General features: G+C 69.8%; 13 protein-coding genes. 10 read left to right on the top strand and 3 right to left on the bottom strand.

Annotated features, from left to right (window positions below; all coding sequences use genetic code 11):
• The first annotated feature begins 28 nt into the window (after positions 1–28).
• Both eccD and IE263_RS16480 read left to right on the top strand, forming a co-directional pair.
• Complete coding sequence (eccD, locus tag IE263_RS16485) at positions 29–1,534, top strand: type VII secretion integral membrane protein EccD (protein WP_189937053.1); 1,506 nt, start codon at positions 29–31, stop codon at positions 1,532–1,534.
• 57 nt (positions 1,535–1,591) lie between these two features.
• Positions 1,592–3,124 (top strand): outer membrane protein assembly factor BamB family protein, encoded by a 1,533-nt coding sequence (locus tag IE263_RS16480; RefSeq protein WP_189937051.1) that lies wholly within the window; start codon positions 1,592–1,594, stop codon positions 3,122–3,124.
• A gap of 43 nt (positions 3,125–3,167) precedes the next feature.
• Here the strand turns inward: IE263_RS16480 and IE263_RS16475 are convergent, their stop codons facing one another.
• Positions 3,168–3,464, bottom strand: coding sequence for a DUF397 domain-containing protein (locus IE263_RS16475; RefSeq protein ID WP_189937049.1), 297 nt, complete (start codon positions 3,462–3,464; stop codon positions 3,168–3,170).
• A 265-nt stretch (positions 3,465–3,729) separates the two neighbouring features.
• Here IE263_RS16475 and rpsO point away from each other — a divergent pair, with 265 nt between their 5' ends.
• The 5 genes from rpsO to IE263_RS16450 all read left to right on the top strand — a co-directional run bounded on the left by rpsO (position 3,730) and on the right by IE263_RS16450 (position 9,177).
• Positions 3,730–4,017, top strand: coding sequence for a 30S ribosomal protein S15 (gene rpsO / locus IE263_RS16470; protein WP_043504552.1), 288 nt, complete (start codon positions 3,730–3,732; stop codon positions 4,015–4,017).
• A 298-nt stretch (positions 4,018–4,315) separates the two neighbouring features.
• Positions 4,316–6,532, top strand: coding sequence for a polyribonucleotide nucleotidyltransferase (locus IE263_RS16465; RefSeq protein ID WP_189937047.1), 2,217 nt, complete (start codon positions 4,316–4,318; stop codon positions 6,530–6,532).
• Positions 6,529–7,908: a M16 family metallopeptidase gene (locus tag IE263_RS16460; RefSeq protein WP_189937045.1), complete on the top strand. Its 1,380-nt coding sequence runs from the start codon at positions 6,529–6,531 to the stop codon at positions 7,906–7,908. Before IE263_RS16465 ends, IE263_RS16460 begins: the two co-directional genes overlap by 4 nt.
• Positions 7,909–7,952: 44 nt before the next feature.
• A complete protein-coding gene (gene dapB, locus IE263_RS16455; protein ID WP_189937043.1) occupies positions 7,953–8,705 on the top strand; it encodes a 4-hydroxy-tetrahydrodipicolinate reductase in 753 nt (250 codons plus the stop codon).
• A 13-nt stretch (positions 8,706–8,718) separates the two neighbouring features.
• Positions 8,719–9,177, top strand: coding sequence for a tetratricopeptide repeat protein (locus tag IE263_RS16450; protein ID WP_189937041.1), 459 nt, complete (start codon positions 8,719–8,721; stop codon positions 9,175–9,177).
• Between the two features lie 70 nt (positions 9,178–9,247).
• On the opposite strand, the gene IE263_RS16445 is transcribed toward IE263_RS16450, so the two are convergent.
• Together IE263_RS16445 and IE263_RS48570 are read right to left on the bottom strand one after the other, a co-directional pair.
• Complete coding sequence (locus tag IE263_RS16445) at positions 9,248–9,802, bottom strand: SCO5741 family PH domain-containing membrane protein (protein WP_189937039.1); 555 nt, start codon at positions 9,800–9,802, stop codon at positions 9,248–9,250.
• A gap of 92 nt (positions 9,803–9,894) precedes the next feature.
• Positions 9,895–10,131, bottom strand: a complete 237-nt coding sequence (locus IE263_RS48570; protein ID WP_229911012.1) for a hypothetical protein — start codon at positions 10,129–10,131, stop codon at positions 9,895–9,897.
• Positions 10,132–10,320: 189 nt separating this feature from the next.
• Between IE263_RS48570 and thyX the strand changes: the two genes are divergently transcribed.
• The 3 genes from thyX (at position 10,321) to IE263_RS16430 (ending at position 13,971) form a co-directional block, all read left to right on the top strand.
• Positions 10,321–11,061 carry an FAD-dependent thymidylate synthase gene (gene thyX / locus IE263_RS16440; RefSeq protein WP_189937037.1) on the top strand — a complete coding sequence of 247 codons (741 nt, stop codon included), beginning with the start codon at positions 10,321–10,323 and terminating at the stop codon, positions 11,059–11,061.
• 192 nt (positions 11,062–11,253) lie between these two features.
• Positions 11,254–12,153 carry a 4-hydroxy-tetrahydrodipicolinate synthase gene (dapA, locus tag IE263_RS16435; RefSeq protein WP_189937035.1) on the top strand — a complete coding sequence of 300 codons (900 nt, stop codon included), beginning with the start codon at positions 11,254–11,256 and terminating at the stop codon, positions 12,151–12,153.
• Positions 12,154–12,285: 132 nt separating this feature from the next.
• Positions 12,286–13,971: a ribonuclease J gene (locus IE263_RS16430; RefSeq protein ID WP_189937033.1), complete on the top strand. Its 1,686-nt coding sequence runs from the start codon at positions 12,286–12,288 to the stop codon at positions 13,969–13,971.
• The last annotated feature ends 303 nt before the right edge of the window (positions 13,972–14,274 follow it).

The following is a 14,274-nucleotide window of genomic DNA, read 5'->3' as shown; positions in this document are numbered from 1 at the left end:
CGGAACCATCACTGAGGGGGAGCAGCAGGTGAGCATCACGGCCTCCGCGGCAGCCACCGGAGGAGGGCACGGAACGGGAGCCGCCTCCGGGACCGGGCTCGGCTTCTGCCGGGTCACGATCGTCGCGCCCGACAGCAGGATCGACGTGGCCCTGCCCGACGACATCCCGGTCGTCGACATCTATCCGGAGATCCTCAGGCTCTCCCGGCAGAGCTCTGCCGAGGGCGCCCCGGTCGGCTACCACCTCGTGCGCCGGGACGGCAGGGTCCTCGACGGCTCGCGCTCGTTCGCCGCCCAGCACATCCTCGACGGCGAACTCCTCACCCTGCGACCCTTCTCCGAGTCGCTGCCCCCCGCCGTCTACGACGACGTGTCCGAGGCGGTCGCCTCGGCCGTGACCCGCGAACACACCCTGTGGGGCGGCGACCTGACCCGTGCCGCGGGCCTCGTCGGCGGCGGCGTCCTGCCGGCCCTGCTGGCCTTCGTGGCCTGGATGGGCGACCCACGCCACGACATGCACTCGCTGCCCGGCGTCCTCGCCGCGGTCGCCGGCGTCCTCCTGGTCGCCCTCGCCTGCGTACGGGCCCGGGTCTACGACGACCGGCCCTCGGCCATCGCCCTGGGACTCGGCGCGCTGCCGAACATCGGGGTGGCCGGCTCCGGACTCCTTCCGCTCGCCGACGGCCAGGGCATCGGCAAGCTCCAGTTCCTGCTGGCCTGCGCGGCGGTGCTGATCGCCGCGGTGCTGCTCACCCTGTGCTCGCCCGGCGGGGACGGCCCGTTCGTCGCCTGTGTCGTCGCCTCGGGCGTGGGCCTGGCCGCCGTGTTCGCGGGGCTCCTCGCGCACTGGACGCCGTCCGAGATCGCCGCCCTGTGCGCCCCCGTCGGCGTGGGCGCCCTGGCCTTCCTGCCCGGCCTGTCCATGCGCTTCGCCCGGCTCCCGATCGGCTACGACGCCCAGACCCCCGCCCCGCGCAGCGCCTACGGCGCCGATCCGGCCCCCCAGGAGCCGGTCGACGTCGAGCGGATCACCGCCCAGGCCCGCCGCGGCCACGAACTCCTGGTCGGTCTGGTCGGCGGCTGCGCGGTGATCGCCGTCGGCTCCTGCGCCGTCCTCGGTTTCTCCGACGGCGTCTGGGCCCAGCTGCTCGCCCTCGCCGTGGGGATCGCCCTGCTGATGCGCGCCCACCTCTTCCGCTACACCGCCCAGGTCGCCCCCGTCCTGGCCGCGGGTCTCGGCTCCCTCGTGCTCCTCGGACTCGGCCTGGCGCTCAACCCGCCCGTCTCGGCGTTCCGCGACGCCCTGACGGGCGACCGCACCGACCTCGACATCCGTACGATCTGGCTCATCGCGGCGATCGCGGCGGCGTCCGCCATCGTCACCGGGATCGGCCTGATCGCCTCGCGGGGCGGCGTCACCCCGTTCTGGGGACGCTTCATGGAGATCGCCGAGGGCTTCGTCCTGCTGACCCTGGTGCCGCTGGCGCTGGCGGTCTTCGACGTGTACGCGACCGCCCGGTCGATGACGAGCTGACGCGGTGCGGACGGCCGACGACGAGCTGAACGCACCGCAGGGAAAGGAACGTCGAGCGTGAGCTTCGGCCCACCCCCGTCCGTCTACACCCAGTCCACCGTGACCGCGGAGGCCGTCCGCACCAGGCGCCGCCGGCGGCTGCTGGTGTGGCCGCTGGCTGTCGTGCTCGTCGCGGCACTCGGCACCGGCGGCTGGCTCCTGTGGGGCGGTGACAACGGCGGCACGAAGCCCAGGACGCGGGCCGCCGCGGGTCAGGGCCGCCTCGACGTCCGGGAGACGGTCGAGAAGCAGCCCGCGAGCACGGTCGGCAAGATGGCCTTCCGCTTCTCCGTGGACGACCTGACCCCCGGCGAGCACTACGAGATGCCGGGCATGTGGGCCACGGACAAGATCCTCGCCAAGGGCATCAACAAGACCGTCGTCGGTCTGACCATCGGCACCGACGCCTCCCCCGGCGACGAGAAGTGGAAGCTCCCCCTCAACGGCCCGATCTGCGGCTACACCCGCCATGTCACCGGCGAGAACCGCACGGCCGTCCTCTACCGCGCCAATGCCGCCGAGGACTCCTACTGCAATCACGTGGCCTTCTTCGACCTCGACGACGGCCGCGCGGTCTGGCAGAGCGACTTCCCCTTCTCCGCCTACGGCGACTCGCCGGGCGTCCCCGAGAGCGGCGAGAGCCAGGACACCCCGAGCGTGACCCTCACCCACGGCACGGTCGTCGTGACCTGGGGCGGCGGCACCGACGCGTACTCCATGGACACCGGCAAGCGCCTGTGGCGCACCACCTCCACCGGCGCCTGCCAGGACATGGGCGCCGCCGGCGGAGGCGCGCTGATCGTCCGTCAGCAGTGCTGGAACGACGACGACAGCCTCCCCGTCGACTCGCTGGAGCGCGTCGCCTACAAGGCCCGCAAGGTGGACCCCAGGACCGGCAGGACGCTGTGGACCCACACCGCCGCCAAGGGCATCCGGGACCTGAACATCCCGTCCGCCGACCCGGCCCTCCTCGCGGTCCAGGCCGGCGAGATCGGCATCTCCGAGATGCTCTCCCTCGACGACCAGGGCAGGAACCGCGCCACGATCCGCCTCCAGAACGGCACGTACGAGGGGGAGTGCTCGTACGACGACTACCTCGTCGTCGACGACTGCCCGACCATCGCCGTCGGCGCCGGTCAGGTCTTCCTGCGCAGCAAGGAGACCGGCGACCAGGCCAACGCCAACTGGGTCATCGGCTTCGACCTGGCCACCGGGAACACCACGAGGAAGTTCGACTCCGGCCCCGGCGCGCTGCTGTACCCGGTGCGGACGAGCGGCGACCGACTGCTCGCCCTGCGCCAGACCGACGACCACATCTCACCCAGCGCGCTGGTCGCTCTGGATCCGAAGACGGGCAAGGAGACCCCGTACTTCTACTTCGGCCTGCCGGACGAGGCCGCCCTGCTCACCATGACGGACCACAACGACATCGTCGTCCAGGACGGGCGCCTCTTCCTCGGCGCCAAGAACGCCGACGGACCCGCCTCCGGGGAGAAGGCCTGGACGTACCTGGTCCTCGGCGTCGAGAGCGGCGCGGCGAAGAAGCCGTGACCGCTCGTGCGCGGCGGCCGACGCGGGCCGGCCGCCGCGACGGCTACTGCGCCGTCAGCCCTCCGTTGTGCGGCGCCGGCTCCAGGTCGAACTCGCCGTCCCGCGCGCCCAGCACGAAGGCCCGCCACTCCGCCTCCGTGTAGCGCAGCACGGTGTCCGGGTCGAGCGACGACCGCATCGCCACGGCCCCGCCGGGCAGGTACGCGATCTCCACCCGCTCCTCGTGCTCCTCCGTACCCGGCGCGCAGTGCCACTCGACGCCCGAGATGTCGAGCGCGTACAGCTCGTCGCGCTCCCGCTCCTTGCGGGCCTTGACGTCCTCGTTCGTTTCCTCCGCCATGGCGCGGCGACCCCTTCCCGACGCACGGATGATCCCACCGTTCACCCTAGTGGCAGCGCCCGCGCCGCCCGCCCGCTTCGGGAACCGGTGCGAAGACTGCCCCTGCCTGCTGGTACTCTGGCTGACGGCCGTTTGTGTACGCACCCCCGGAGCACCCGCTCTGGAGGCCGCGCCCAGCGGATCCCCGCCTCCCGAGTAACGGAAGCTCCCCCGAGACGCAGACCGGGGGCACTCGGTGGCCATCCACAGATTTCGAGGAGTACGCGTGTCGCTCGACGCCGCAGTGAAGAAGCAGATCATCTCCGAGTTCGGTACCAAGGAGGGTGACACCGGCTCCCCCGAGGTCCAGGTCGCTCTGCTGTCCCGTCGGATCTCCGACCTGACCGAGCACCTCAAGACCCACAAGCACGACCACCACTCCCGCCGTGGCCTGCTGATCCTGGTCGGTCAGCGCCGCCGGCTGCTGCAGTACCTGGCGAAGAAGGACATCCAGCGCTTCCGTACGCTGGTCGACCGCCTCGGCATCCGCCGTGGTGCGGCGGGCGCCAAGTAAGACGCCGTGAAGGGAGCGGTTCCCGTGACGATCGGGGGCCGCTCCCTTTGCCGTACGTACGGAAACGTGCGGAGTGTCACTCACGCTTTGTAGTGTGGTAGCACAACGCAATACGGACGACACAGCACGACAAGAAAAGGAGGAGCGCACCTCGCCGCCGCCGGTCCTCGGTAGTGGCCCCCGGGCAAGAGCCCCGGGTGCTTCGATCGAAGACCGGCCCGCACCAGACGGAGCGCTTCTCCGCCACCGTCCCCCTGCCACACGGGCAACCAGGGACGAAGACGAGGAGAAAACGCTAGTGGAGAACGAGACCCACTACGCCGAGGCCGTCATCGACAACGGTTCCTTCGGCACCCGCACCATCCGTTTCGAGACGGGCCGACTGGCCAAGCAGGCCGCCGGCTCCGCCGTGGCGTACCTGGACGACGACACCATGGTGCTGTCGGCCACCACCGCCTCCAAGAACCCCAAGGACCAGCTCGACTTCTTCCCGCTGACGGTGGACGTCGAGGAGCGGATGTACGCCGCCGGCAAGATCCCCGGCAGCTTCTTCCGCCGTGAGGGCCGCCCCTCCGAGGACGCGATCCTCACCTGCCGCCTGATCGACCGCCCGCTGCGCCCGTCCTTCAAGAAGGGCCTGCGCAACGAGATCCAGGTCGTCGCCACGATCATGGCGCTCAACCCCGACCACCTGTACGACGTCGTCGCGATCAACGCCGCGTCCGCGTCCACGCAGCTGGCCGGTCTGCCCTTCTCCGGCCCGATCGGCGGCGTCCGCGTCGCGCTGATCAACGGCCAGTGGGTGGCCTTCCCGACGCACACCGAGCTCGAGGACGCCGTCTTCGACATGGTCGTCGCGGGCCGCGTCCTGGAGGACGGCGACGTCGCGATCATGATGGTCGAGGCCGAGGCCACCGAGAAGACCGTCAAGCTGGTCGAGGGTGGCGCGGAGGCGCCGACCGAGGAGGTCGTCGCCGCCGGTCTGGAGGCCGCGAAGCCCTTCATCAAGGTGCTCTGCAAGGCCCAGGCCGACCTCGCCGCGAAGGCCGCCAAGCCGACCGGCGAGTTCCCGATCTTCCTCGACTACCAGGACGACGTCCTGGAGGCGCTGACCGCCGCCGTCCGCCCGGAGCTCGCCTCCGCGCTGACCATCGGCGGGAAGCAGGAGCGCGAGGCCGAGCTGGACCGCGTCAAGGCGCTCGCCGCCGAGAAGCTCCTGCCGGAGTTCGAGGGCCGCGAGAAGGAGATCTCCGCCGCGTACCGCTCGCTCACCAAGCAGCTGGTCCGTGAGCGCGTGATCAAGGAGAAGAAGCGCATCGACGGCCGCGGTGTCACCGACATCCGCACCCTGGCCGCCGAGGTCGAGGCCATCCCGCGGGTCCACGGCTCCGCCGTGTTCGAGCGTGGTGAGACCCAGATCCTGGGCGTCACGACCCTGAACATGCTCCGCATGGAGCAGCAGCTGGACACCCTGTCGCCGGTGACCCGCAAGCGCTACATGCACAACTACAACTTCCCGCCGTACTCCACCGGTGAGACCGGCCGCGTCGGTTCCCCGAAGCGCCGCGAGATCGGCCACGGCGCCCTCGCCGAGCGCGCCCTGGTGCCGGTCCTGCCGACCCGCGAGGAGTTCCCCTACGCGATCCGCCAGGTGTCCGAGGCGCTCAGCTCGAACGGCTCGACCTCGATGGGCTCGGTCTGCGCCTCCACCATGTCGCTGCTGAACGCCGGTGTGCCGCTGAAGGCCCCGGTCGCCGGTATCGCCATGGGCCTGATCTCCCAGGAGATCGAGGGCGAGACGCACTACGTCACCCTCACCGACATCCTCGGTGCGGAGGACGCCTTCGGCGACATGGACTTCAAGGTCGCCGGCACCAAGGAGTTCGTGACCGCCCTCCAGCTCGACACCAAGCTGGACGGCATCCCCGCCTCCGTCCTGGCCGCGGCCCTCAAGCAGGCCCGTGACGCCCGCCTCCACATCCTCGACGTGATGATGGAAGCGATCGACACGCCGGACGAGATGTCCCCGAACGCGCCGCGGATCATCACCGTGAAGATCCCGGTCGACAAGATCGGCGAGGTCATCGGCCCCAAGGGCAAGATGATCAACCAGATCCAGGAGGACACGGGCGCCGAGATCACGATCGAGGACGACGGCACCATCTACATCGGTGCCGCCGACGGCCCCTCCGCCGAGGCGGCCCGTACGACGATCAACGGCATCGCCAACCCGACGATGCCCGAGGTCGGCGAGCGCTACCTGGGTACGGTCGTCAAGACCACGACCTTCGGCGCGTTCGTCTCGCTCCTGCCGGGCAAGGACGGTCTGCTGCACATCTCGCAGATCCGCAAGCTGGCCGGCGGCAAGCGCGTGGAGAACGTCGAGGACGTGGTCGGCGTGGGCCAGAAGGTCCAGGTCGAGATCGCCGAGATCGACTCGCGCGGCAAGCTCTCCCTCATCCCGGTGATCGAGGGCGAAGACAACGATGAGACGAAGGACGACACCGACAAGTGACGTCGAGCAGCTCCAAGGCGACGGCCCGCACCTCTTCGGAGGCGCGGGCCGTCGCCCGTACCCAAACCCTCATCAAGGGCGAGAACGGCATCGGCACCGTCCGCAAGACCACCCTCCCCGGCGGCCTGCGCATCGTCACCGAAACCCTGCCCTCGGTCCGCTCCGCGACCTTCGGCATCTGGGCGCACGTCGGCTCCCGCGACGAGACCCCGGCCCTGAACGGCGCCACGCACTACCTGGAGCACCTGCTCTTCAAGGGCACGACCCGGCGTAGCGCGTTGGACATCTCCTCCGCCATCGACGCGGTCGGCGGCGAGATGAACGCGTTCACGGCCAAGGAGTACACGTGCTACTACGCACGCGTGCTCGACGCCGACCTGCCGCTCGCCATAGACGTCGTCTGTGACATGCTCACGGGCTCCCTCATCCTCGAAGAGGACGTCAACGTCGAGCGCGGCGCGATCCTCGAGGAGATCGCGATGACCGAGGACGACCCGGGTGACTGCGTGCACGACCTGTTCGCGCACACCATGTTCGGTGAGCAGCCCCTCGGCCGCCCGGTCCTCGGCACGGTCGACACGGTCAACGCCCTCACCGCCGACCGCATCCGCCGCTTCTACAAGAAGCACTACGACCCCACCCACCTCGTGGTCGCCGCCGCCGGCAACATCGACCACAACAAGGTCGTACGCCAGGTCCGCGCCGCCTTCGAGAAGGCCGGCGTCCTCACCGACCTCGACGCCACGCCCGTCGCCCCGCGCGCCGGCAGGCGCGCGATCCGCACCGCGGGCCGCGTCGAGCTGATCGGCCGCAAGACCGAGCAGGCGCACGTCGTCCTCGGCATGCCCGGCCTGGCCCGCACCGACGACCGCCGCTGGGCGCTCGGCGTGCTGAACACGGCACTGGGCGGCGGCATGTCCTCCCGGCTGTTCCAGGAGGTCCGTGAGAAGCGCGGCCTGGCCTACAGCGTGTACTCGTACACCTCCGGCTTCGCCGACTGCGGTCTGTTCGGCGTGTACGCCGGCTGCCGGCCCAGCCAGGTGCACGACGTGCTGAAGATCTGCCGCGACGAGCTCGACCACGTCGCCGAGCACGGCCTGTCCGACGACGAGATCGGCCGCGCCATCGGCCAGCTCAAGGGCTCCACCGTCCTCGGCCTGGAGGACACCGGTGCGCTCATGAACCGCATCGGCAAGAGTGAGCTGTGCTGGGGCGAGCAGATGTCCGTCGACGACATGCTGACCCGGATAGCTGCGGTGACCCCGGACGAGGTCCGCTCGGTGGCCCGCGAGATCCTGGGACAGCGCCCGTCGCTGTCGGTCATCGGCCCGCTCAAGGACAAGCAGGCGTCCCGTCTGCACGAGGCCGTGGTCTGACACCCGTCCGTCTTCGGAAAGCACCTTCGACAAGGAAGCAAGAGATGAGCAAGCTGCGCGTGGCGGTCCTCGGCGCGAAGGGCCGCATCGGTTCCGAGGCGGTACGGGCGGTCGAGGCCGCCGAGGACATGGAGCTGGTCGCCGCCCTGAGCCGCGGCGACAAGCTGGAGACGCTGGCGGAGACCGGCGCCCAGGTCGCCGTCGAACTGACCACCCCGGGGTCGGTCATGGGCAACCTCGACTTCTGCGTACGGCACGGCATCCACGCCGTGGTCGGCACCACCGGCTGGACCGACGAGCGCCTCGCGCAGCTCAAGGGCTGGCTGGCCCAGTCCCCGGAGACCGGCGTGCTCATTGCGCCGAACTTCTCCATCGGGGCCGTGCTGACCATGAAGTTCGCGCAGATCGCCGCGCCGTACTTCGAGTCCGTCGAGGTCGTCGAGCTGCACCACCCGAACAAGGTGGACGCCCCCTCCGGTACCGCCACGCGCACCGCCCAGCTCATCGCCGAGGCCCGCCGCGCGGCCGGCTCCGCCCCGGCCCCGGACGCCACGGTCACGGCCCTGGAGGGCGCCCGCGGCGCGAACGTCGACGGCGTCCCGGTGCACGCCGTCCGCCTCCGCGGCCTGCTGGCCCACCAGGAGGTCTTGCTGGGCGGCGAGGGCGAGACCCTCACCGTCCGCCATGACTCCCTGCACCACAGCAGCTTCATGCCGGGCATCCTGCTGGGCGCCCGCCGCGTGGTGACCACCCCGGGCCTCACCTTCGGCCTGGAACACTTCCTGGACCTGAACTGAGCCCCTGACCCTCATGCGCGCGAAGCTCTCCTACGCCCTCACCGCCGCCGTCCTGGTCTTCTACTTCGCCCTGGTCGGCAGCCGCGGCGTCATGCTCATCCAGTCCGGCACGCTCCTCACCGTCACCTTCGGCGTGGCGGTGCTGATCCTGCCGGTCATCGGCGTCTGGTTCCTGTGGAAGAACACCCAGTTCGTCCGCAGGGCCAACCAGCTCGCCGCCGAACTCGACGCCGAGGGCGGCCTGCCCGTCGACGAGCTGAAGCGCACCCCCAGCGGCCGGATCGACCGTGACTCGGCCGACGAGGTCTTCGCCCGGCGCAAGGCCGAGACGGAAGCCGCCCCCGACGACTGGCGCACCTGGTTCCGCCTCGCCGTCGCCTACCACGACGCCCGGGACACCCCGCGCGCCCGCAAGGCGATGCAACGCGCGATCACCCTGCACCAGACCTCACGGCAGCAGGCCTCGACCTGACGACACGGCTGTGGGCCCGGCCGGCACACGCCGGGCCGGGCCCACAGCCGTGTAGGTGTCCAGTCGGCGCTCAGGGCCGCCGGTACTCCGCGGCCCACGCCTCCACCGCATCCGCCGCCCGGTCGAACGCCTCGAACCGCGCCAGGAAGTCGGCCCCGTGCGTGGTCAGCAGCAGCATGGCGTCCTCAGCGGCCCGGTCCTGCCGTACGAGCGTCAGGGCCTGGCCCTGCACGGTCCGCGGCAGCCCCAGCCAGCGCACCGGCTGCTGTACGGTCCGTACAGCCACGACCCGGTCCCAGGGCACCGTCCGCGTGAGGAAGAAGCCCACGTGCCGCAGCCCCCGCGCGCTCACCCACACGCCCATCCGCAGCAGCCGCAGCGCACCGGCGATCACCAGCAGTGAGATCCCGAAGACCGCCCCGGCCTCCGACATCGTGCCGGTCAGCGCGATCACGACCCCCGCGAACAGCACGTACGAGGCGAGCAGCAGACACAGCGCGGCCACACCGACACGCCAGGGTCCCGGGCGGTAGGGGCGCCGCCAGCGGTCACGGTCGTCGAAGGGCAACGCGACATCGTCGGCTGCCTCGAATGCGCGGTCGGCCGTCAGGAAGGGCAGGGGCACGGCGGGTCCTCACTCCAATCCATGCAGGAGCTGTGCCCGGTGAGGCTATCCGCCTGGGTCTGCGCCTACCACCTTCGGGGGTCCGGATGGAGTCAGCGCCCCTGAGAGGCCTGTGACTGCTGAGTCTGCGCGGAGTGATCCACGCTCAGCGCCGGCATCCCGATGACCAGGGAACCCACCAGCGCTGCCACGATGGTGAGCCCCAGGAGCCAGCGCCCGGCTATCTGGCCGGCGGAGGACCGCTCGCGAGGCGGTGGAGCGACATTACTCCGGAACGTGTCGGCTTCGGCGAGGAAGGCGAAGGGTACGGACTCGCTCCGACGGAACATGGTGGGTTCTTCCTCCTTGGGTTGTGGAGTGGACGTCGTCACTGATACAGACGAGCGAGTGCCCGAAAACGTGCCCCTTTTCACGAGACGTCCCGCATGAATCTCGCGGCACACCCCTGAACACCTGCCTCGGGAGCCCCCGTAGAGTTGGCGCCGCTCTCAAGCCGCACTGGGAAGGACCCCCGCACCGTGACCGACAGGCCCGCCGACGACACCAAGATCTTCACCCGCAGCGACGTCACCGTCGAGCTGGTCAAGCACACCGCGTCCGACGCCGACGTGCTGTTCGCCGCCCGCGTCTCGACCCTCGGCGAGCAGTCCCTGGACGAGCTGAACAAGGACCCGGAGCGCTCCAAGGGCCTGATCAACTACCTGATGCGGGACCGCCACGGCAGCCCCTTCGAGCACAACTCGATGACCTTCTTCATCAGTGCCCCGATCTTCGTCTTCCGCGAGTTCATGCGGCACCGCGTGGGCTGGTCCTACAACGAGGAGAGCGGCCGCTACCGCGAGCTCCAGCCCGTCTTCTACGTCCCCGACGCCTCCCGCAAGCTCGTCCAGGAGGGCCGCCCGGGCAAGTACGTCTTCGTCGAGGGCACCGAGGCCCAGCAGGAGCTGGTCGCCCGCACCATGGAGGACACGTACCGGCAGGCCTACGAGGCCTACCAGGAGATGCTCGCCGCCGGCGTCGCCCGCGAGGTCGCCCGGGCGGTCCTCCCCGTGGGCCTGTTCTCCTCGATGTACGCGACCTGCAACGCCCGCTCCCTGATGCACTTCCTCGGCCTGCGCACCCAGCACGAGCTGGCCAAGGTCCCGTCCTTCCCGCAGCGGGAGATCGAGATGGTCGGCGAGAAGATGGAGGCCGAGTGGGCGAAGCTCATGCCCCTCACCTACGCGGCCTTCAACGCCAACGGTCGTGTCGCCCCGTAACGAAGACGTATGTGCGGATCAGCCGCGCGAAGTGTCCGTATTGCGGCATTTAGAGAAGTTCATCTAGCCTGATCAAACGGACCCGGCACTGCTTGAACCCCCGAGCAGGCAGTGCCGGGCTCCGCATTTGTCAGGACTTGTCGCCTGCCCCGAGGGAAGACCCCGACCTGAGCAACGAGTAGCGTGTTACCCATGGCTCCGACCTCCACTCCGCAGACCCCCTTCGGGCGGGTCCTCACCGCCATGGTCACGCCCTTCACGGCGGACGGCGCACTCGACCTCGACGGCGCACAGCGGCTCGCCACCCACCTGGTGGACGCAGGCAACGACGGCCTGATCATCAACGGCACCACCGGTGAGTCCCCCACCACCAGCGACGCGGAGAAATCGGACCTGGTACGAGCCGTCCTGGAGGCCGTCGGCGACCGTGCCCACATCGTGGCCGGCGTCGGCACCAACGACACCCACCACAGCATCGAGCTGGCGCGCGCGGCGCAGCAGACGGGCGCACACGGCCTCCTGGTCGTCACCCCGTACTACAACAAGCCCCCGCAGGAGGGCCTGTACCGCCACTTCACGGCCGTCGCCGACGCCACCGAGCTGCCGGTCATGCTCTACGACATCCCCGGCCGCAGCGGCGTCCCGATCAACACCGAGACACTCGTCCGCCTCGCCGAGCACCCCCGGATCGTCGCCAACAAGGACGCCAAGGGCGACCTCGGCCGCGCCAGCTGGGCCATCGCCCGGTCCGGCCTGGCCTGGTACTCCGGCGACGACATGCTGAACCTCCCGCTTCTCTCCGTGGGCGCGGTCGGCTTCGTCTCCGTCGTCGGCCACGTGGTCACCCCCGACCTGCGCGCCCTCGTCGAGGCCTTCGTCTCCGGCGACGTCCAGAAGGCCACCGAGATCCACCAGAAGCTGCTCCCGGTCTACACGGGCATGTTCCGCACCCAGGGCGTCATGACCACGAAGGCCGCGCTCGCCCTCCAGGGCCTGCCCGCCGGCCCGCTGCGCGCGCCCATGGTCGAGTGCTCGCCCGAAGAGATCGAGCAGCTCAAGATCGATCTTGCCGCAGGCGGGGTACAGCTCTGACACCAGACTTCACAACTGAATACAGCAGGCCACCGGTGCCTGCGCCGTTCATCAGGACAACTGCTTCTGCACGCACGTCACGCGCGCCACGTGCCCGACCGGTACGTGGCGTGCGTGGTTGAGGAGAGTCTTTTGAGTCATCCGCACCCTGAACTGGGCCCGCCCCCGCCGCTCCCCGAAGGCGGCCTGCGGGTCACCCCGCTCGGCGGCCTCGGCGAGATCGGCCGCAACATGACGGTCTTCGAGTACGGCGGCCGCCTGCTGATCGTCGACTGCGGAGTGCTCTTCCCCGAGGAGGAGCAGCCCGGAATCGACCTGATCCTGCCGGACTTCTCGTCCATCCGGGACCGCCTCGACCAGATCGAGGGCATCGTCCTCACCCATGGCCACGAGGACCACATCGGCGGCGTCCCCTACCTCCTCCGGGAGAAGCCGGACATCCCGCTGATCGGCTCCAAGCTGACCCTCGCCCTCATCGAGGCCAAGCTCCAGGAGCACCGCATCCGCCCGTACACCCTCGAGGTGGCGGAGGGGAACCGCGAGCGCATCGGCCCGTTCGACTGCGAGTTCGTCGCGGTCAACCACTCCATCCCGGACGCCCTCGCGGTCGCCATCCGCACACCCGCCGGCATGGCGGTCCACACGGGCGACTTCAAGATGGACCAGCTCCCGCTGGACAACAGGCTGACCGATCTCCACGCGTTCGCACGCCTGAGCGAGGAGGGCATCGACCTCCTTCTCTCGGACTCCACGAACGCGGAAGTCCCCGGCTTCACCCCGCACGAGCGCGACATCTCGAACGTCCTGCGCCAGGTCTTCGCGAGCGCCCGCAAGCGGATCATCGTGGCCAGCTTCGCCAGCCACGTCCACCGCATCCAGCAGATCCTGGACGCGGCTCACGAGTACGGCCGCCGGGTCGCCTTCGTCGGCCGCTCGATGGTCCGCAACATGGGCATCGCGCGCGACCTGGGCTACCTGAAGGTCCCACCGGGCCTGGTCGTGGACGTCAGGACCCTCGACGACCTGCCGGACCACGAGGTGGTCCTGGTCTGCACGGGCTCCCAGGGCGAACCGATGGCCGCCCTCTCCCGTATGGCCAACCGCGACCACCAGATCCGCATCGTCGACGGCGACACGGTGATCCTGGCGTCGTCGCTCATCCCCGGCAACGAGAACGCGGTCTACCGCGTGATCAACGGCCTGACCCGCTGGGGAGCGAACGTCGTCCACAAGGGCAATGCCAAGGTGCACGTCTCCGGCCACGCGTCCGCGGGCGAGCTCCTGTACTTCTACAACATCTGCCGCCCGAAGAACCTGATGCCGGTCCACGGCGAATGGCGCCACCTGCGCGCCAACGCCGAGCTCGGCGCCTTGACCGGCGTCCCGCACGACCGCATCGTCATTGCCGAGGACGGCGTCGCCGTCGACCTCGTCGAGGGCAAGGCCAAGATCTCCGGCAAGGTCCAGGCGGGTTACGTGTACGTCGACGGCCTCTCGGTCGGCGACGTGGGCGAGCCGGCTCTGAAGGACCGGAAGATCCTGGGCGACGAGGGCATCATCTCGGTCTTCGTGGTCATGGACTCCTCCACCGGCAAGATCACGGGCGGCCCGCATGTCCAGGCCCGCGGTTCTGGCATCGAGGACTCGGCCTTCGCGGACGTCATCCCGAAGATCACCGAGGTCCTGGAGCGCTCGGCCCAGGACGGCGTGGTGGAACCCCACCAGCTGCAGCAACTCGTCCGCCGCACCCTGGGCAAGTGGGTCTCCGACAACTATCGGCGCAGGCCGATGATCCTCCCGGTCGTCGTGGAGGTCTGACCCGCGGACGACCCCTCGTACGCGTGAACTCGGAGCGGGGCACCTCGATTTGCATCGGGGCGCCCCGCTCCAGTACGTTTACGGCTCCGCCTGAACGGGAACCCGGCCGCCTCGTGCGCCGGACAGCCCCGGGAGGGGCGGGAAAACCGACTCAGAACTTCTGATAAAGTCGGAACCGCCGGAAAGGAAACCGCGAAACAAAAGCGGTGGCCTGGAAAGCACCGAGGAAATCGGATCGAGAAAAGATCTGATAGAGTCGGAAACGCAAGACCGAAGGGAAGCGCCCGGAGGAAAGCCTGAGAG

Origin of the sequence: Streptomyces aurantiogriseus (assembly GCF_014649375.1) — a bacterium.
Taxonomy (GTDB): Bacteria; Actinomycetota; Actinomycetes; order Streptomycetales; family Streptomycetaceae; genus Streptomyces; species Streptomyces aurantiogriseus.
The sequence above is the reverse complement of the archived record's forward strand: the minus strand, read 5'-3'. Positions and strand labels throughout refer to the sequence as shown.